This window comes from Vibrio sp. 10N.286.52.C3, assembly GCF_041468865.1.
Taxonomy (GTDB): domain Bacteria; phylum Pseudomonadota; class Gammaproteobacteria; order Enterobacterales; family Vibrionaceae; genus Vibrio; species Vibrio crassostreae_C.
Map to the genome: position 1 here is coordinate 90,834 of NZ_JBFRJM010000028.1, position 17,762 is coordinate 108,595.

Here is a 17,762-nt window from a genome sequence, read left to right on the forward strand (position 1 = left end):
CTCGTTGTGACGATATGTATCTTAGCCCTCTGTGCAAACTATTCAGGGGAAAAGCACGATAACAGAGAAGCAAAGTGTCTGTTGAATCTGACCCTGTTTATCAACATTCTCTATATGGCAATTAGGGGCGTACTTGCTCATACCAAAGGAACGAATTCGAACTATTACCTGATATCAGATATTCATAAATTGTCTTTCGTTATCATGACAATCACAATTGTTAGCCTCGCATTTTCAGTGTTTTGGATCTTAACTGATCGTTTGTTTAAGCAGACCTATCGTTCATCGATCACTGATGAACAAACCGGCCTTTATAACCGTAGAGGCCTAGCAGAACTGATACCCAAGCTTGTTCAACCAGGCCGAGAGAGTGACATTTCTGTACTGATTGCCGACCTAGATCACTTCAAAAAAATTAATGATACCTATGGTCATGACAAGGGAGATGATGTGATTAAGTACTTTGGTCAAATTCTTGAAGATACATGCCGCACAAGCGATTTCTGTTTTCGCTATGGTGGAGAAGAGTTTGTTGTCATGCTACCTAGAGCGAATAAAGTTCAAGCAATGCAGATAGCTGAAAGAATAAGAAACCACGCAAAACACAACTCCAATCAAGAGCTCTCTTCTGGCACGTATACTGTCAGCATTGGAGTGACTCAAGCCCTCATAAACGATGACTGGAATTCATTAATTAAAAGAGCGGATAACGCCCTCTACGACGCAAAATCTCAAGGGCGCGATTGCATTGTTGAGCGTTAAGGCGAGTTGTAAAACAGTGTAAATACTCTTCCATCACAAAACATGTTGGCTAAGATTCAAGAGGTTAAACACACACAACCAGTAAGGTTAGCAAGGATGCGCTTTTTCGGTTTGTTTTAGCGATAGCATTATTGGCGTAACTCCCTTAAAGCGACTCTAGAACTTCCCGCCATTTACCCATTCTGCTTTTGGTGGCACGGGCTCTTGGTTTACCCATATCTCTTTAATTTGACCTCCCTCAACTCGGAATAGATCAAAACGCGCAACCTCGAGACCATTATCAATAACTCGGCTGTAAGCTGCTACGAAGTTACCTTGACCGACAATCTTGAACACTTGGTCATAGCCACCAATATAGCTATCTAAAGGGCTCACATCTGAGGCTTGATAAACGGCTAGCTCTTCGTGCTGGAGATACTTTGATAGCTTGTCTTTCTGCCCTAGTACCATGACATCACATAAAAAATCAAGGATAAGGTTCTTATTCTCCTCTGTTTTATCTAAGTCAGTATGATTGATTGGCCCTTGCAGTCGACCTTCCCCTTCCGTCGGTTGAGCTTCGAAGGCAGAAATCACATCCCAATGTTCAATAATTTTATCGTCATTATCGGTATCGAATAGATCCGTAGTCACCCACTTATATTCGCCATTATTAATATCTTGGAATGCTTGAACAAACACGAATTGGCCATCGACGATTGAACGTATGATCTTTATGTCTCTAACAGGGCAGCGTTTTAAGAACGGTTCGAAGAACTCAACAAAACCATCAATACCGTTGCGAACCCCAGTGCTATGTTGAGTATAACGTTGACCGGTGTACTTCGTTACCGCCTCTAATGCATGACCATCTCGGATACCTTCCATATACAGATTAGTCGCATTCGCTAGCTTATTGCTCATAGATAGTTTCTCCAAACTTAATAGTGCCAAAGTACGTTATTTGGCTCGTACACTGAAACTCAGAACTAGATTGTCTCAGGTGTCCTTTTAACTGTCGGATTGTTGAATAGGCTCTTCGCGTCGCTATTCAAAACCAAGTTAAGCTCGATATACGTCTACAGCATATCGAGCCTTTACAACCTAATTGGTCACTGTGGTTACTGTTTGGCGTGATAAGCTTTAGATACTGCGTAGCTATCCTCAAACCAGTTCCAACTCTTCACTTTGCCATCTTCAACCTGAACTCGAACCGCCCAGCTGAATTTACCCGTGTCTACACCAGATTCATTCGCAATGGCACTCATGCTGCCCATGAATACTGCTTGGTCGCCGTTTACAAAACTATAGTCTGTTGACCAGCTTGTGACTTTCAAACCTGCGCCAAATAGAGGAAAGAAAGTGTTGAGCACTTTTTCTTTTGACTCCCAGTTACCGATCCAAGGGATGTCGGCGTCACCTTCGTTGTGCCAGACAAAATCATCGGCCATTAATGACTCGAGTTTTGCCATATCACCTGAGCCTGCCGCCCATAAGAATGCTTGAGCCGTTTCTAGTGTCTTTGCTGAATCGACTGCTTTTGTTTCATCTGCAAGGGCTGGAGTGAATTGAAAGAAAGCCAGAAGACTCGCTAGACCGATAAGTAGATTTTTCTTTAACATTTTCTTTCTCCTGATTGTCAATTTTGAAGCTCAATGCATGGGAGATTAAAAGTGCCATCAGTGCATGCTTTGAACTTCAGTTCTGTTTATTGCCTTGTTGAGATAACTATAGCTGTGCTAAATTTTTGGTAAACTCACTAATTGAACACGTTGGATATGCGCAAATGCACAACATAAGATGGGATGACCTGCAATATGTTCTAACAGTGGCGAATGAAGGATCCCTGTCGGCCGCGGCAAGAGCACTTGGTGTAAACCACAGCACCGTTTTACGTCGTATTGACACCTTTGAGTATCGTCACAAATTACGAATTTTCCATAAACTTCCTACCGGATACAAACTAACGGTTGAAGGGCAAAAGCTTCTGGAGTCAGCTCTCGCTATCGAATCCACAGTAAGAGAATTGGAGCACAAGGTTTTTGGACAGGAATTGAAGCTAGAAGGTACGCTAAGAATAACGACGACCGATGCGTTATCTCGCCTCATTCTGGGTACTCATTTGGCTGCTTTTCATCGGCTTTATCCAAAAATTCAGTTAGAACTCAGCCTCACATCTCGTCAATTGGATATTTCACACCTAGATGCAGATATCGCGATTCGCCCGGCAAATGAGTTGCTAGCCCATTTAGTTGGGACCAAGTTAAGTAAAATTGCCTTTGGTGTTTACGGATCGCCAGAATATATAAATGGCCTTAAGAGTAAGCACCCCTTAAGGTCTGCATCTTGGTTAATGATGCATAGAGGCAGTGCTTCGCTACAGGTTTCTGAACTGATTTCGGAAGACAAAATTGTCATGAAAGCCGACTCTTTTGAGCCCCTGATCATCGCGGCTGAAAATCAGATGGGGTTAGCCTACTTACCCTGCTTTTTAGGTAACAGTAAGGGAACTCTGCAAAGAGTAGATATGGAAGTGATGCACCAAAATACAGACCTATGGATGATGACTCATAAAGATTTAGAAGATTCAGCCAAAGTAAAAGCATTTTTTAATTTTATGAAAGGCGCAATCAAATCAGACCATAATCGGTTGGCCGGATTTGATTATTAGCGAACGAGTGCCGGCTCTTCACCATTAGGCTTACGAACAAAATGACACAAAGCCCACAGCACAAACAAAGTCACAGTCAGCTCCCAAGCGCGTAGGAAGGTACTTTCCAACCCCAAATTACTACTGGTCATGTACAACTGAATCGGCAGCATGGTCGCTAATAACGCATCGGCATGAACGTCTCTGGCTGAACCTTTCGCTTTGGCCATTGATGCGGTGATCATAAAGGCAAATAAACCCAACACTATGGTGTAGTAACCGAATGTAGACTGATGCCCTGCCATCAACAAGGTGAACACCGCGGCTACTGCACAGCCGCCTACTTGAGTTTGAAAACGGCGGCCAACCACGTCGATAAAGCTTTTGTGTGTGGTTTGGGTTGCAGCAGCAATCTCTGGCACCATGCAGAACGTTGCAGAGATGATGTCGACAATCATCAAGAATGCCAAACCAAGACCAATCAACGCGAGTGAAATTGCTCTGCTCTCAAATGTGACAGGCTGTTCTTTAAATACAGGAGGCTTGTTTCCTTGCTCAACAGGGAACAGAGCCACCATGGTTTTTGCTACTACCATGGTAATCAACATGGATACCAAAATTTCATGAATACGCATCGGCATATCCATGGTGGTATGCTGAGCAAACACCACAATCAAAATCCAGTTGAAGGTTGGCATCAACATTTTACCTTTCTTCGCTGGCGTAGTGGCTCGACGACGCATAAAGTCGAAGAAGAACAGGCTGATGGTCCACACCACAAACGGATGCTGTGAAAATACCTCAGTCACCACCAACGCTGTACTTGCTGCCATTTTGCTGAATCAGAGTCACGCGCTTGATGCAGTTCGGCTTTCGCTTGTGCCACTTTCAATTGGTAGCTACTGGCATCGATAGCAAATAATGGTTGACCTTTTTCAACCAACTCGCCATTACTAACCATGACGTCGGTAATTACGCCGGACACTTCTGGCGCAATGGTCGCGACGTTACGATACAAAGTCGCTTGAGTGGTAAAAGGGGAAACATTATCTGAGGTGACTAAAAAAGCGGAGAACAATGCTGCCGCTGAAAAAACAGTGTAAATCGCGTATCTATAAAAGTTTTCGTTCATGCTTGTACCTAGTTTTCATTCGTTATAAAGCGCCGCGCTCACGGCTTATTCGATTCTCTTTTCTACGAAAACTAGGTTATAACCATTCACAAATGGAAAACAGAGCCAATAAAAGAAGTGAGGATTCCACATTTGGAAAGGTTGATGATTTGTACCGATTTCGCTCAATGGTTGAACGAAAAGGTCAGATAAGGGTGTATTGAAACGTTCGCATTCAGTTCCTCCCCTTTCCTTCCCAGCGTTCAATAAGAGATTGAAGAAGTAAGACCACCCGACTTCATTCCATTGGATTGCTTAATTTTCGCTAGCTTCTTATGGTTAAAATGCCTATTGTACAAACCATAAAATTATAAAGACTCGCGGCCTTTGCCACAGAGACTCTCCATTTAAAGCGAAAAGACTTACTATGAATTTTGATATCAATGCACTGAAACACCACCAACTGGTCGAAGATGGTCAATTAGAAGGGTATTACATTCATCAGCCTGTGCAAGGCAGTCAACCAGATGACAAAGCCGTTTTAGAAGAGCGCCAAGCGCTGGAAAGCCAAGGATATAAGGTGGTTCAGGTTAAAGCGAAAGGCGGAACAACTACGTTTGCCGAGGCTATGCAAGAACTTGCGAAGAAGACAGGCCACCAGCCTAAATAGTAAGTGACTTGGTAAACCAATATGATCATCGAGAAAGCACCCTACCGACTATTGAGTCAGCTGGGTGCTTTTTTATTGACGGCCTTTAACTGACTAATCTTGTTAACTGACCTAAGTTACTGACTCAGCTGACTGAACTTCGGCAAGCTTTTCACAAACTTCTGGTGTACATCCATATAAGTTTGCATATAGATTTCATCGATATTGTCACCACTCGGGAAGCTGGATGAGAAATCTACGTGGTTGCGGTCAATCGACAATTTAGCCGCCTCGACAATATGAGCAATGAACATTCGAGGATCTTCCAAGCCGATAGAGATACGCATTGTCGTCGGTTTGATACCGGCTTCATTGAGCGCTTCATCACTGAGTTCTGAGTGCGTAGTCAGTGCTGGACACAGCGCCACTGTATTGGTTTGCCCTAAACTTACTTGCATGCCGATAGCGGGCTCAAGCATGTCGAAGAACTGTTTGAAGCCATCTCGATTGATTGGCGCACGGTCGCCATTGCCTTCCATATCGATAGTGAAAAGCGCCGCTGGTAGCCCCAAGTACATGTTGTTCTGGCAGTGTTCATAGTTATCACTATCTGGCAAAGCAGGACACGACACATTGATGTCTGGGTGAGCATCAAAGATCTTCGCGAGAGTCAGTGTATTAATCGTTTTTTGCACCACTCGCATCTCATACGTTTTCATACCATTGAGCACTTCAAACGCTTTATCTGCATCTAGGAATGCACCCTTAATGTAGTACACATTCCAAAACAGCGTTTCGTTCCATAGGATTTTGGCCTCATCACCGTTGGGCTTGGTGAAAGTGACCTCCTCTCCTTTTGGCACAAACATAGTCTCATTGCGACCAATCACAACCCCAGCAGTTGTGGTGCCAGAACCCGCCAGTTCTTTGGTGTAGGAGTGAATCACATAATCTGGTCTTTCCATCACATCGTCACGTTTTAGTACTGGGTGCAACAATGGTGTACCCACTGTTGAGTCAACAATCACATCCCAACCACGAGAGTGACCAGCTTTACTGATGCTAGCAACATCCAACACGTATCCATGCGGGTTACACGGTGACTCTAGGTAAACGTAGATTTTCTTACCTGCAGCGATGCGATCTGCGTATTTATCAGCAACCTCATCAAGGCGCGTCGCAAACTCATCACCGGAGTAACCATCCACCCACTCTACCGCGACATTCAGATTAGAAGGTTTTCCAAACCAATCTTCCAACAGCTGGTAAGAACCACCGTAGATATTGCGTGAAGCCAAAACAATGTCTTCATGCCCGAGCAAGTGGCTCAACAACCCATCAATAGCCGCCATACCCGAGTTAAAGTTCCATGCGAGGTATTCGTTGGCTCTAGAGCCTGCCTCGATATCAACCATATGGTTAGCCAGTGAAATCGATGTAGGGTTAAGCAGTCGAGAATATATATCGTGCAACGGCTCTTTACCGTTAAACGCATCTTCAATCCATTCTGTACACGCAAACAAATAGGTCGCGGTACGTGTAATCACAGGGCTTGCAGAAAATATAGCAGCGACATTATCGAAAATTGGATACGCACCTTTAGACGCAAAATTACCATTATTGGTGGCAATAGACTGGTAAGTGGCGCGCATTGGGTTTTGCAGATTATCGAGGATCTTAGCGATCTGGAATGACAAAAAACGTTTGGCGTTAAACCAAGCGATTCGGTCACTTTTATCGAGCTCTGAAAGTCCATCAACCGTCAATGCCCAAAGATCGTGTGTCTTGGTATTGGCTTGGTACAGTGTCGTCGCCAGTTCAATCAGCGTGATGCCGTAATCGCTATTTGGGTCGATACCAAAGTGCTTTGCTTGCTCAATCGCAAGAGCTTCTGCTTGTTCGTGTTTGGTGGTTTTACGCAGCGGGCTAAGTTGAGTTGAAGTATTCATAATTCCTAAGTCATTCCATGCTTGTTGTTCCTTCTTTAATTTTAGTTTTGGGCAGATGTTAAAAATTGCTATTTGCGAAGTAAGACATACACTTTGAGCAATAATATTGCCAAACTAAATTCAATATTGATGGATTATGCCAATGGACGAGATCGACAAGAAAATACTGGCTGAACTGCAAAACAACGCTCGGCTGTCTAATCAAGAGTTGGCCGATCGAGTAGCACTGTCGCCCTCTCCTTGCTTACGCCGAGTTCGAGCATTAGAGAAACAAGGGATAATTCGTGGTTACCACGCCAGTGTCGACCAAGAAGCGTGTGGCCTGCCAGTCAATGTGTTTGTGTTGGTGAAACTTGAAAAGCCGACAGAAGAGAACATGCGAGACTTTGAACAGCACATCGAAGTGATTGACGAGGTGTTAGAGTGCTTTCTAATGACGGGCAATCACGACTACCTATTGCATGTAGTCAGTGAATCACTCAAAAGCTACGAGCAGTTCATCCGTAAGCAATTAACTCGCCTACCCAATATCGCTTCTATAGAATCGAGCTTCGCCTTTGGTCAAGTAAAAACTAAGACCAAGTTGCCAGTGAGATAATTAGAAACGACTTAGTTGAACTGTGCAGAAGGCATTGGATAGTCATCTCCAATCATACAGATAAGAGCGCCACCAAAAGCTTTTTCGTAACGTATTTTTCCTGTCGCATCTGAGCTTTCTATACTCGAACTGCCGTCCACAATCTTATTAATTTCTTGTGCGACTTTTGTTGGTACCAACCAGATACAAGCTGCAACAGAGCAAGTGGATGATGACGATTCGCAACCTGTCTCGGAGCTTCCTCTTATCCAAAGACTATCCTTTTCCTTAAGCAGTAATTGCGTTGCTATGTAATCTGGGTGATCGATGTACTGATCACCACCTATCCATGTATCGCCATAAGGTAGATATGGTCCTCGCCATGTTGATAAGCCCGGATTTTCAATTAAGTGATTGATGTTTAAGTAGCCGAAGTTCGTGTCGGTATCGGAAGTAATTGGAGGTAAAGAGCCATTGTCATGAGAATATTGCTCCGCTGCATCCAAGACAGTATTCAGTTGCCCGATCAAAAATGTTGCCTCATCGACACGGGAAATACGGTTCCCGAACTGGTTGTAGATAAAAAAAGCGGCAATGAGCATGAGTAAACTAAACGTTACAAGTTTCCATTTTTTTATCTGACGCAGAAGTTTCAACATCTATTTTATCTCTCATCAAGAAGGTTCTGATAACGCTAAGGTCGTCCCTATGAGAAAGATTATACCAGAGTAAAATCAAGCGTTTTGCATTGAAACTTACTTGTCCATGTCTGCGGAAAATAAGCCTAGCTCTAATGTGCCCAACTTCGATTTAGAGCCTCCCTAAAAACAAACAATCATCACACCCGACTTCACTGACTTAACCCTCAAATCAACCTTGTATTGAATTGCTCCGTAAAACAAACCAAAGCGATGGAAATCGATTCGAAGTGATCGTTTTATCGGACTGTCATCTAATTTTTGTACTTTGATAGAACAAATAGCCCAAAAATTATTGAGCGATCGTTCAATTATATTAAATTTTCCACTATAGTTGATTGGTCAAACAACTCACAACAAGGAAAAGTTATGAATCCAAATACCGAATCTCAATCAGCCCCAACTCGATCTATCCCTCAAGAAGCATTTGATTGGTACGACGAATATGCACACGGCCTGATTGATCGCAGAGAGTTTATGACTCGTCTATCTGGGCTAGCTGTACTTGGCTTAACCATGACGACGCTAACTTCTGCACTGATTCCTAATTATGCGCAGGCAGAGCAAGTCTCTTTCAATGACCCTTCCATCAAAGCAACCTACGAGAAGTTTCCTTCACCTAAAGGACACGGCGAAGGCTATGGTTACTTGGTTGTACCCAAAGAGTTAGAGGGCAATGCGCCTGTTGTATTGGTCATTCATGAAAATAGAGGCCTCAATCCATACATAAAGGATGTGGCAAGACGACTCGCAGCGGCGGGGTTTATTGCGTTTGCACCTGATGCACTCTATTCGCTTGGCGGATATCCAGGTAATGATGATGAAGGTCGAACGATGCAGAAGTCGCTATCAAAAGAGAAAATCGAAGAAGACTTTATCGCAGCGGCAAACTTCTTGAAGTCCCATGAAAAAAGTAACGGTAAGCTAGGCGCAGTCGGTTTCTGCTTCGGTGGCTATATCGTGAATATGTTGGCCGCTGTCATGCCAGAGCAACTCGATGCAGGCGTTCCATTTTATGGTACTCCTGCCGCACCAGATTTAAGAAAAAATGTAAAAGGCCCCTTGCTCATCCAATTTGCGGGAATCGATAAACGCGTGAATGCGACTTGGCCAGATTATGAAGCCGAACTCAAAGAGAACGAAGCAGACTACACAGCTTACATATATGACGGCGTGAACCATGGCTTCCATAACGATTCAACTGGCCGCTATGCTGAAGAAGAAGCAGAGTTAGCTTGGAAACGTACACTTGAGTTCTTTAACCAAAAGCTTTCTTAATAGTTAGCTTTACTGAACCCGTTTTCTTTAGATTCCGAGTGACTGCCCTATTCCCTACAAAACCCAAAAGGCCTCGCACTCGCGAGGCCTTTGTTGGTCGGTAATCAGTTCCTCCCTTTTCCCATTACCAACAATAGGTTTGAGATGTAAACCAAGGGGGTTAGAAGGGGATTGTCGGTCGAGTCTCACGTACAGAAGCCTCGTTGATTCACTGACTTAACCGCTCATCAATGTAACTTCGCTTCAAACAAACCTATTGACCCGATCGCGCAAATAGATAATATAGATAGCTAGACGTCTACATGTCTTTTATTTATTAAATGGAGTTATCATGAACAGCTACAAAAAAATCACAGCATCCCTGTTGGCATTAGCTTTCGTATTCGGTGTAACAGGATGTGGAAAAAAAGACGAGGCTGTCATCAAGATTGGGGCGACAGTTGGCCCACATGCACAAGTTGTACAAGCTGTTGCCAAAGAAGCAGCAAAGCAAGGGATAAACATTGAACTCGTCGAGTTCTCAGACTATATCACCCCTAACGCAGCATTAGATGATGGAAGTATCCAACTGAACAGTTACCAGCATCAGCCATTCCTCGATAACTTTAATGCCAATCACGATAGCCAGTTAGTTTCTATCGGACGTTCAATTTTGATGCGTATGGGCGTTTACTCGAACAAGTACACTTCGCTTGATTCTATTCCCGAAAACGCTCGAATCGCGATTCCAAACGATCCAACGAATGGCGGGCGTGGACTATTACTGCTTGAAGATGCAGGGCTGATCTCATTAAAAGACAACGCTGGTTTCAACGCGTCTTTAAACGATATTGTTAGCAACCCGAAGAACATTCGATTTGTTGAAGTGGATGCCGCGCAGCTACCCCGCTCTCTTGACGATGTAGATGCTGCTGCAATCACCATGAACTATGTAATGTCGGCTGGACTCGACCCTAAGAAACAAGGCATTTACTTAGAGAAAAAAGACGCACCTTTAGCAGTGATGGTTGTTGCGGCGCGAGAAGAAGACAAAAATAATGAAACGTATAAAAAGATTATCTCAATTTACCACTCACAAGAGATCAATGACTTTTTAGACAGCACTTTCAAAGGCACCATCGAAGCCGCAAATTAAGCTAAATCGTTTCAGATTTGGCGTTGCATGATACTCATAAAGCAACGCCAGATTTGAGTTGGCGGGTTGTCGTTGACGCATTCCAGCTTCTTTTCAAATTAGAGAGCAAAGCTTTAGTTACTTGAATGGAGGTTGAAAACCATATCGTCAGAGCAGATTATGTAAGCATAAAATTCAATTAAATCTGGGGGCTTTGCATGAAAAAAGAAGTGATACTTTTTGATATAAACGAAACGGTTTTAAATTTGGAGTCATTACAGCCTAAATTTAAAGCGGTGTTTGGCAGTGAAGATGCATTATCGCTCTGGTTTTCAAAGCTTTTACATTCCTCAACGGTTTGCATCGCAACAAACGTAAAATCTACTTTTTCTGAATTAGCGAATGCAGCGCTCGACACTATTGCACAGCGGTACAAGTGTGATTTAACGGCGGAAAGCAAAGGTGCTTTGTTAACTTCCTTTGCCAATCTACCAGCGCACACTGATATCAAAGAATCTTTACTTAAATTGCGTAACAACGGTTTTAAAACAGTCGCTTTTTCCAACTCATCCCTCGACCTTATCACTTCTCAAATAAAGAACTCGGGCTTAGAAGATTATTTCGACACCGTCATTTCTGTTGAAGAAACAGGCAGTTTCAAACCAAATTCAGACGTGTATAAATTTGCAGCAGACACTTTACAAGAGCCTGTCGATAACCTTCGTCTTGTCGCTACTCACGATTGGGACACTCATGGTGCGCTATCTGCTGGCTTACAAGCCGCCTATATAGACCGCACAGGGGTTGAGTATCATTCCTTGTATTTGAAGCCGGAGATTAGCTCAAAGACGATGAATGGTGTGGTGGAACAAATAATTAAGCACAATTTAGACAAGTAAAATCTCAAGAGACTTTTCTACTCCTGATTCGATACAACCACCCTGTAGTGGTCAACAAATTCCGGACACTGACTTAACCGCTTTGATCAACCTTGTGTTGAACTGCTCTGGTTATAGAGACGCTGTCGGTTACCTAAAAACTGCAGTTACCTAGCAACAAATATAAGCTAGCAACAAATATAAGCTAGAAACTACTGTAAGAATGAGGAACGCGTTTGTCTTCATCCCAGCCTGATAGCTCAATATTGATCAATGATTTGCGCTGCTCATTACACAGTGAAGCGATATTGATGATAGGCAGTTGACTACGAAACTGCGCTGTAAGGATGACCTTTTTACTTTCGTTAAGGCTGCTTCTGCATTGCCGCAAAATCGCTTCAGTATCTAGTTGGTGTGCGTTCTCGATAATTTGGATATCAGTATTCTCTTGATAGCAATCTATCAGCCAAGGTACGGCAGCTTCTTCTGAGCTGGTGAGCACGATGACATCTTTTGTTGCCATAAGCTCGTGGAGTTCAAGCTCTTTTAGTTCAGTTTCCATAAATACCCTCATTCAGCTGAAAATACATTAAAGTCGGTTGCCCAGTTTAGCCTGTGCCAAATGGTAACCTCTGTCTATCATCTCTTGTGAGCGATCGAACTCTAAGGTGCCACAAGCATTACGTGGGATCTCAAGCGTAATATCGGCGGGGTAAGCGGCCAGTTTTTGGCGAGCAATGGTCGATTGCATCGCATCAAACGCTTGGTTGGCAATGTCGTAGGCAGCAAAATTGAAGCTCATTTTACTTTTTACACTGCTACCTAGATTATCGATAAAGTGAACAACCTTCTCATGCAGATTGCTCTCTTTTGTAGGTAGGGAAACCGGTATCACTTCCTGTTGAAGCATCTCTGGCTCACCACCTAAGTTCACAGCCAGAGTAAAGTCTGTCTTATCACTAAAGGTAGGCGCAATCGGTACGGGATTGAGCACTCCGCCATCAATCAGCACTTCACCATTGATGACATGAGGTGTGAAGAACAGTGGCAAAGAGATGGAGGCGCGAATAGCATCAAACAGAGAACCTGATTGCAGCCAAACCTCTTTTTCATCGGCGACGTTAGCAGCAACTGCGGTATAAGGGATAGGCAGATCTTCAATTGAAATTTCGCCGATCAGTCCACGCAGTGTGTCGATGATCTTGTCCCCTTTGAAGATACCGCTCGATTGCCATGAAAAGTCCAACATCATAGCCATATCCGATTGGTCGATACTGGTGACCCACTCTTCAAATTCATCCAACTTGCCCGCCGCGTAGACACCACCGATAAGTGCGCCAATTGAACAGCCAGAAATGGATTTTATCTGATAGCCATGCTCAATTAACCAGCGGATGACTCCAACGTGAACCAAGCCTCTTGCGCCACCACTGCCAAGTACCAATGAGATCGTTTTTGCCATCATATTAATCCTTTAGTTTTAAATTCTAGGTGGGCTAACTCGCCGATTTACCAATTCGCCGATCTCAACTCACTGAATCACTCTCAGTCCATACGGGTAATGAAGGTTTGCTCGTCATCGACAAAAGCCACGTAGTCGCCGTGATAGATAAAAACCCGACCACGCCCTTCAACGATACACGCAAGCTGTGGGTTCAAATCTTCTTCAATATCTCTACTTTGAAAAGTGCCGGTATCGGTGATCACACCGCGGAGTTTAGGCAAAAATCCATAACTGCGTTTGGCTTGATCAATCAGGCTCAACTCGCTGGCGGTAGAAAAGCAAGCTGGGATTGGGCCTGCATCTTGGATAAACATAGTTTTCAGTTCTTCAAAGGCTGTAATTACCAGCCAGTCGATGCCATTTACGTGATGGATAAACATTGTTTATAAATACCTAGTTTCTCGATAACTCTAATGCGGAGATTCTATCACTATCAAGTGCAGAACGTGGGAGAAATTAAGGGACTACAAATAACCAGACACATACTATCTACAGGGTCTAATACTAGTCGTCCGACTCTACGACTAATGTCTAACCGACTGAGTCTATTTGTTTTTTTTGGTTTGGTATAAGGTACTAACAACTAAATGCTAATGAGTTTTTAATTATAAGTTGACGCATTGTTTGCACTTCATACCGTGAGTCAACAACGTTTGTTGGAATAACACACCTAAGAGTGTGAACGAAAGGAATCAAAATGAGCACTACTTTAGAGTCCGCACATATACAAACAGAGAAGCCTCAAGCCAATGAGGATGAACTCACCTATGAACAACAACATAAACCAAGATCGGAATTTGATTCCCGAGAACAGTATTTAGAACATGAATTACAAATCATGTCGCCTAAGCGCTGGCGTCCAAATTTGCCGTTTAAAGATTATCGATTTGAGATAGAAGACACCATCCCAGCGATGGCGGCGACCATTGGTAAAGTGGTTATGGTGGGCGCTATTGCAGCCACCTTTGCTGGGGCTCTCGGATTAAATGAAGACTTCATTCTAGAAAACGTTCGTTATGAACTCCTCATCGCCTCTGTTTTCATTATTATTTTCTCTGGCTTTTTATTGCCGACTGCAAACCTCGCAGGTACACACGGCCCACTCATCCCTTTAATTCCAATTGTGGTTGCAGCAGGCGGACACCCTATGGCGTTTGGGTTATTGATTGGCGCTTTTGGCCTCATCTTAGCCATCAGTAAAGGTGGCAGCATGTTGGCCAACCTCACCAGTAAAGGCGTATGTGGCGGATTATTGCTCTACCTTGGCTTTGTTGGAACCGCTTCTCAAGTGAAAAAGCTGTTCGCTTGGGCTGAGGGAATTGGCATGAGCCACATTGCTTTTGTCGTGATCTTTTGCACCATTATTTTGTACGCGCTATTGGAACACTTCCGTAAACGTTGGTTAGCCGTCCCTCTTAGTTGCTTGCTAGGCGGTACGATTGCATTTGCCATGGGTGCCCCATTTGCTTTCCACACAGAGCCAGGCTTGCCTAACATGAACCCTATGTATTGGTGGGGAGAAGATACAGGTTGGATGCTAGGCCTACCGACGATTGAACACTTCATGGTGGTATTGCCGTTTGCAATTTTGGCTGTCGCTATGTGGTCTCCAGATTTCTTAGGCCATCAAGTATTCCAAAAGATCAGCTACCCAGAGCGTACCGAAAAAGTACACATGAACATCGACGACACCATGACCACGGCTTCAATTCGTCAAACGTTCGGTTCTCTGCTCGGTGGTACTAACTTTACGTCTTCATGGGGTACTTACATCGTACCGGCGGCGATTGCTAAACGCCCTATTCCTGCTGGCGCGCTACTCACAGCTCTGTTCTGTATCATCGCCGCGGTTTGGGGTTACCCGATGGATTTAGCTATCTGGCAACCTGTACTGTGTGTGGCGCTGATTGTTGGGGTATTTGTTCCATTGCTAGAAGCTGGAATGGAAATGACGCGTGAAGGGAAAACCACACAGTCGGCCGCGATTGTTGTATTTTCTTCAGCGCTCGTTAACCCTGCATTTGGTTGGGCTCTCACCATGCTGTTGGACAACTTAGGCTTAGTCGGTTGTAAAGAACGTAGTAGTGAACTGAGTAAAATGAGCCGCTGGGTATTGCCTGGCATTATGTTTATTGTGCTAAGTGGTGTAATGGCGCTGGTTGGCCTTCTACCGGGCATACCAGCGATTATCCCGAGTTTTCGTTAAGCTCGATTAATATTTAGTTTTAGTAAGAACGCAAAAAGGCCTCGCAATCGCGAGGCCTTGTTTTATCTATCAAACCAGTGAGATAAATGAGTGTCGCTATTGTTTCTGTAGCTTATCGAATCCATTAATTCGCTGATGAAGCTGCGTTCCCATAGTCAACGAAACCAACAGACTAATCAAAGCAATCACTGCTCCAGAAACAAACACCCATTGATAACCAGACATCCAGATGATTCCCAACAGAAATGGTAGGAACACCGCTGCAATATGGTTGATGGTGAATGACAAACTCGCCGTTGAAGCCACTTCATCTTCCCGAATTGTCTTTTTAAAGTAGGTGTTCAAAGCGATCGCAAAACTAAAAATGATACTGTCGACAACATACAACCCCGTTGCCGCATAATGATCATCCACAAATGCGTAAGATAGGAACACCAACACTAACGCGGCATACTCAATGATCAAAGCTAGCCTCTCTCCGACTCGGTCGATAAATCTCCCAACATAAGGTAGAGCAAGAGTTGCTGCTAAGCTGGATACCATAAATAAAGCGGCCATCATCGCAATCGTATAGTGGAACTTGGTCACCATCAGTAAGCCAGCAAATGCCACAAAGATCTGTCTTCTTGCTCCACTCAAAAAGGTAAGAATGTAATAGGTCGTGTATTCACGTCGGACAATGAGTTTAGTGTGTTGTTTAACCTCTGTATGAGTATTTTTAAACGTGACCAAGTACACCGCTAGCCAGAAACATATTGCTCCACAAGTAAAGAAAATAGCCTTATCTGAAACGTCAAAAAGATAGCTCGCGACCATAATGCATAGAAAAGTCACCATCGAGAAGAAAGAGGCAGCAGATCGAATTTTCCCCATTGATTCACTGAAGTTCTTAGTCGCTAACAACTGTGTTGAGAGTGATTTGTTCACCGCTTCTAAATAATGGAAACCAATAGACATGATCGTCGTGCTGAAATAGAAGCCATAAATCGAAGGCAAATACCCCGTCACGGCAACGCCTAGCCCTAATATTGCAACCGACAGTACAGCGACTCTTTGTTCTGAAGCGATGAACAACAGAAACAAAACGGTAAATGAGAGCAAGCCTGGGATTTCCCTGACACTCTGCAATACACCCACATCAGCCCCGGTCATACCAACAGTGTCGACAGCGAAGTTATTCATCACGACTCGCCATCCAGTATTCGCTATCACTGACGCGATAGCGATGATAACCAACATCGCGAATGAGCTCCGCGATGTTAAAAGCCTAAGCCAGAGAGTCATTTAAACCGCCGATTCTAAAAGAAAATCATGAATATGATCGCGCATGAATAAAGCCATCGAAGAGAGGTCTTCCCATGTTTCTTTATTCGTGTGGGTAATGCACTCAACAAAAACTTTGCTTAAGTGTGGCTCAGCATGTAACCAACGACTGACATATTTCCCGGTGTAACACACATGCTGCATTTCATCTTCTAAGATTTTTTGAATCGTTGGACGCATTTGTTTCATGTAATCATCGTCAGACTCATCGATGATCGCCAAATGCAGTAACAGTAAACGCCATGAACGTATTTCAATAGAGTGAACCCTAAACAGGAATGTCTTAAGCTCATCGTCAAAGTTCATGACTTTATCTAACTCATATTGAACTTCATGTTCATGCGTTTCTGTCTCGTACCCAGTAAAAGGGATAAGGCTGGCAAACAACGTAGAATGATTCATCTCATCGTTATAATGACGCAACATAAGCGGCCTTAATTCATCATCTGCATACCGCTCTGCGATCATTCGTAACCTTGCCGCACCTTTAGCCTCATCGATTGCATTGTGTAAAAGGTAGTAAGCCATCATCTTTTTATTTTGAAAAATAGTTCGAGCCAAACCATTCATCATCTCAGAAGTGAAAGACAAATCAGATACTAAATATTTCTCAATGCAATCCTTGTATTCTTTTGAAAGACTCACACCTTGGGTGTCAAATAAACTATAGAGACTGTTTTGTATATTATTCATAAACCATTCCTTTCCTCAGCACACATCTTCAATAAGACACTCTCTCGAGTGCCTTATTAAGAGGGAGCAAGCTAATTAGCGAGACTCTTTTTTGTGGTGTTCTGACGGGGCTGGATTCGGTTCAAAAGCAGCATTTGAGCGTACCAGTCTTGGAGGTTGGCTAGAGATATCTTGCTTCTTAAGTTTTAACGATAAAGCCGCTATTAGTTTTCCGTTCATATTCAGATCCTCAAAAATAATGGTATGTTCTGAGCTTGGTAACGATATGCAACTAAGACAAAGAACACAGAGACAATACAACTCGTTAATAAATTGTTACACGATCATTTTTAGAATGTTATTTTTTGGGATTGATAAGTATTCAGGGAGCTTTTACTTCTTTGATAAATTC

General features: G+C 43.5%; 18 protein-coding genes and 2 pseudogenes. 8 read left to right on the forward strand and 12 right to left on the reverse strand.

Annotation, left to right across the window (positions count from 1 at the left end; genetic code table 11):
• Window positions 1–204 precede the first annotated feature (204 nt).
• The gene (locus AB4138_RS11435) at window positions 205–762 is read left to right on the forward strand and encodes a GGDEF domain-containing protein (protein WP_157938577.1); all 558 of its coding nucleotides are present in this window, start codon (window positions 205–207) and stop codon (window positions 760–762) included.
• Between the two features lie 156 nt (window positions 763–918).
• Here AB4138_RS11435 and AB4138_RS11440 read toward each other — a convergent pair whose 3' ends face one another.
• Window positions 919–1,665 (reverse strand): nuclear transport factor 2 family protein, encoded by a 747-nt coding sequence (locus AB4138_RS11440; RefSeq protein WP_372113092.1) that lies wholly within the window; start codon window positions 1,663–1,665, stop codon window positions 919–921.
• A 197-nt stretch (window positions 1,666–1,862) separates the two neighbouring features.
• Complete coding sequence (locus tag AB4138_RS11445) at window positions 1,863–2,363, reverse strand: nuclear transport factor 2 family protein (RefSeq protein WP_017059088.1); 501 nt, start codon at window positions 2,361–2,363, stop codon at window positions 1,863–1,865.
• Window positions 2,364–2,527: 164 nt separating this feature from the next.
• On the opposite strand from AB4138_RS11445, the gene AB4138_RS11450 reads away from it, so the two are divergent.
• Window positions 2,528–3,412: a LysR family transcriptional regulator gene (locus tag AB4138_RS11450; RefSeq protein WP_372306105.1), complete on the forward strand. Its 885-nt coding sequence runs from the start codon at window positions 2,528–2,530 to the stop codon at window positions 3,410–3,412.
• Here AB4138_RS11450 and AB4138_RS11455 read toward each other — a convergent pair.
• Both AB4138_RS11455 and AB4138_RS11460 read right to left on the reverse strand, forming a co-directional pair.
• Window positions 3,409–4,224: pseudogene (locus AB4138_RS11455) on the reverse strand (DUF2955 domain-containing protein); the annotation flags it as partial. The gene AB4138_RS11450 and the pseudogene AB4138_RS11455 sit on opposite strands and share 4 nt — an antisense overlap.
• Window positions 4,212–4,523: pseudogene (locus AB4138_RS11460) on the reverse strand (biotin/lipoyl-binding protein); the annotation flags it as partial. The pseudogenes AB4138_RS11460 and AB4138_RS11455, both read right to left, overlap by 13 nt.
• Window positions 4,524–4,929: 406 nt before the next feature.
• Here AB4138_RS11460 and AB4138_RS11465 point away from each other — a divergent pair.
• A complete protein-coding gene (locus AB4138_RS11465; protein WP_017059085.1) occupies window positions 4,930–5,172 on the forward strand; it encodes a hypothetical protein in 243 nt (80 codons plus the stop codon).
• A gap of 116 nt (window positions 5,173–5,288) precedes the next feature.
• On the opposite strand, the gene AB4138_RS11470 is transcribed toward AB4138_RS11465, so the two are convergent.
• The gene (locus tag AB4138_RS11470; protein ID WP_372306108.1) at window positions 5,289–7,100 is read right to left on the reverse strand and encodes a PLP-dependent transferase; all 1,812 of its coding nucleotides are present in this window, start codon (window positions 7,098–7,100) and stop codon (window positions 5,289–5,291) included.
• Window positions 7,101–7,242: 142 nt separating this feature from the next.
• Here AB4138_RS11470 and AB4138_RS11475 point away from each other — a divergent pair, with 142 nt between their 5' ends.
• Complete coding sequence (locus tag AB4138_RS11475) at window positions 7,243–7,698, forward strand: Lrp/AsnC family transcriptional regulator (protein ID WP_017059083.1); 456 nt, start codon at window positions 7,243–7,245, stop codon at window positions 7,696–7,698.
• 11 nt (window positions 7,699–7,709) lie between these two features.
• On the opposite strand, the gene AB4138_RS11480 is transcribed toward AB4138_RS11475, so the two are convergent.
• Window positions 7,710–8,336 (reverse strand): type II secretion system protein, encoded by a 627-nt coding sequence (locus AB4138_RS11480; RefSeq protein WP_372306111.1) that lies wholly within the window; start codon window positions 8,334–8,336, stop codon window positions 7,710–7,712.
• Between the two features lie 408 nt (window positions 8,337–8,744).
• Here AB4138_RS11480 and AB4138_RS11485 point away from each other — a divergent pair, with 408 nt between their 5' ends.
• The 3 genes from AB4138_RS11485 to AB4138_RS11495 all read left to right on the forward strand — a co-directional run bounded on the left by AB4138_RS11485 (window position 8,745) and on the right by AB4138_RS11495 (window position 11,666).
• Window positions 8,745–9,653, forward strand: a complete 909-nt coding sequence (locus AB4138_RS11485) for a dienelactone hydrolase family protein (protein WP_102394668.1) — start codon at window positions 8,745–8,747, stop codon at window positions 9,651–9,653.
• A gap of 331 nt (window positions 9,654–9,984) precedes the next feature.
• Window positions 9,985–10,788, forward strand: a complete 804-nt coding sequence (locus AB4138_RS11490) for a MetQ/NlpA family ABC transporter substrate-binding protein (protein ID WP_017059075.1) — start codon at window positions 9,985–9,987, stop codon at window positions 10,786–10,788.
• A 197-nt stretch (window positions 10,789–10,985) separates the two neighbouring features.
• Complete coding sequence (locus tag AB4138_RS11495; protein WP_372306114.1) at window positions 10,986–11,666, forward strand: haloacid dehalogenase type II; 681 nt, start codon at window positions 10,986–10,988, stop codon at window positions 11,664–11,666.
• A 184-nt stretch (window positions 11,667–11,850) separates the two neighbouring features.
• Here AB4138_RS11495 and AB4138_RS11500 read toward each other — a convergent pair whose 3' ends face one another.
• The 3 genes from AB4138_RS11500 to AB4138_RS11510 form a co-directional block, all read right to left on the reverse strand.
• Window positions 11,851–12,219 (reverse strand): hypothetical protein, encoded by a 369-nt coding sequence (locus AB4138_RS11500; RefSeq protein WP_372306117.1) that lies wholly within the window; start codon window positions 12,217–12,219, stop codon window positions 11,851–11,853.
• A gap of 15 nt (window positions 12,220–12,234) precedes the next feature.
• Window positions 12,235–13,107 (reverse strand): patatin-like phospholipase family protein, encoded by an 873-nt coding sequence (locus AB4138_RS11505; protein WP_372306225.1) that lies wholly within the window; start codon window positions 13,105–13,107, stop codon window positions 12,235–12,237.
• 83 nt (window positions 13,108–13,190) lie between these two features.
• Complete coding sequence (locus AB4138_RS11510) at window positions 13,191–13,529, reverse strand: cytosolic protein (RefSeq protein ID WP_372306120.1); 339 nt, start codon at window positions 13,527–13,529, stop codon at window positions 13,191–13,193.
• Between the two features lie 317 nt (window positions 13,530–13,846).
• Between AB4138_RS11510 and AB4138_RS11515 the strand changes: the two genes are divergently transcribed.
• The gene (locus AB4138_RS11515) at window positions 13,847–15,355 is read left to right on the forward strand and encodes a DUF3360 domain-containing protein (protein ID WP_017087374.1); all 1,509 of its coding nucleotides are present in this window, start codon (window positions 13,847–13,849) and stop codon (window positions 15,353–15,355) included.
• Window positions 15,356–15,451: 96 nt separating this feature from the next.
• On the opposite strand, the gene AB4138_RS11520 is transcribed toward AB4138_RS11515, so the two are convergent.
• The 3 genes from AB4138_RS11520 to AB4138_RS11530 all read right to left on the reverse strand — a co-directional run bounded on the left by AB4138_RS11520 (window position 15,452) and on the right by AB4138_RS11530 (window position 17,590).
• Window positions 15,452–16,594: an MFS transporter gene (locus tag AB4138_RS11520; protein ID WP_372306122.1), complete on the reverse strand. Its 1,143-nt coding sequence runs from the start codon at window positions 16,592–16,594 to the stop codon at window positions 15,452–15,454.
• A 45-nt stretch (window positions 16,595–16,639) separates the two neighbouring features.
• Window positions 16,640–17,371, reverse strand: a complete 732-nt coding sequence (locus AB4138_RS11525) for a GTPase (protein WP_065583531.1) — start codon at window positions 17,369–17,371, stop codon at window positions 16,640–16,642.
• A 75-nt stretch (window positions 17,372–17,446) separates the two neighbouring features.
• Window positions 17,447–17,590, reverse strand: a complete 144-nt coding sequence (locus AB4138_RS11530; protein ID WP_157938615.1) for a hypothetical protein — start codon at window positions 17,588–17,590, stop codon at window positions 17,447–17,449.
• Window positions 17,591–17,762 lie beyond the last annotated feature (172 nt).

Excerpts from the sequence above, each read along its gene's own strand:
- AB4138_RS11435 (WP_157938577.1), top strand. The coding sequence starts at position 205 with ATGACAATCACAATTGTTAGCCTCGCATTTTCAGTGTTTTGGATCTTA.
- AB4138_RS11440 (WP_372113092.1), bottom strand. The coding sequence starts at position 1,665 with ATGAGCAATAAGCTAGCGAATGCGACTAATCTGTATATGGAAGGTATC.
- AB4138_RS11445 (WP_017059088.1), bottom strand. The coding sequence starts at position 2,363 with ATGTTAAAGAAAAATCTACTTATCGGTCTAGCGAGTCTTCTGGCTTTC.
- AB4138_RS11450 (WP_372306105.1), top strand. The coding sequence starts at position 2,528 with ATGCACAACATAAGATGGGATGACCTGCAATATGTTCTAACAGTGGCG.
- AB4138_RS11465 (WP_017059085.1), top strand. The coding sequence starts at position 4,930 with ATGAATTTTGATATCAATGCACTGAAACACCACCAACTGGTCGAAGAT.
- AB4138_RS11470 (WP_372306108.1), bottom strand. The coding sequence starts at position 7,100 with ATGAATACTTCAACTCAACTTAGCCCGCTGCGTAAAACCACCAAACAC.
- AB4138_RS11475 (WP_017059083.1), top strand. The coding sequence starts at position 7,243 with ATGGACGAGATCGACAAGAAAATACTGGCTGAACTGCAAAACAACGCT.
- AB4138_RS11480 (WP_372306111.1), bottom strand. The coding sequence starts at position 8,336 with ATGTTGAAACTTCTGCGTCAGATAAAAAAATGGAAACTTGTAACGTTT.
- AB4138_RS11485 (WP_102394668.1), top strand. The coding sequence starts at position 8,745 with ATGAATCCAAATACCGAATCTCAATCAGCCCCAACTCGATCTATCCCT.
- AB4138_RS11490 (WP_017059075.1), top strand. The coding sequence starts at position 9,985 with ATGAACAGCTACAAAAAAATCACAGCATCCCTGTTGGCATTAGCTTTC.
- AB4138_RS11495 (WP_372306114.1), top strand. The coding sequence starts at position 10,986 with ATGAAAAAAGAAGTGATACTTTTTGATATAAACGAAACGGTTTTAAAT.
- AB4138_RS11500 (WP_372306117.1), bottom strand. The coding sequence starts at position 12,219 with ATGAGGGTATTTATGGAAACTGAACTAAAAGAGCTTGAACTCCACGAG.
- AB4138_RS11505 (WP_372306225.1), bottom strand. The coding sequence starts at position 13,107 with ATGGCAAAAACGATCTCATTGGTACTTGGCAGTGGTGGCGCAAGAGGC.
- AB4138_RS11510 (WP_372306120.1), bottom strand. The coding sequence starts at position 13,529 with ATGTTTATCCATCACGTAAATGGCATCGACTGGCTGGTAATTACAGCC.
- AB4138_RS11515 (WP_017087374.1), top strand. The coding sequence starts at position 13,847 with ATGAGCACTACTTTAGAGTCCGCACATATACAAACAGAGAAGCCTCAA.
- AB4138_RS11520 (WP_372306122.1), bottom strand. The coding sequence starts at position 16,594 with ATGTTGGTTATCATCGCTATCGCGTCAGTGATAGCGAATACTGGATGG.
- AB4138_RS11525 (WP_065583531.1), bottom strand. The coding sequence starts at position 17,371 with ATGAATAATATACAAAACAGTCTCTATAGTTTATTTGACACCCAAGGT.
- AB4138_RS11530 (WP_157938615.1), bottom strand. The coding sequence starts at position 17,590 with ATGAACGGAAAACTAATAGCGGCTTTATCGTTAAAACTTAAGAAGCAA.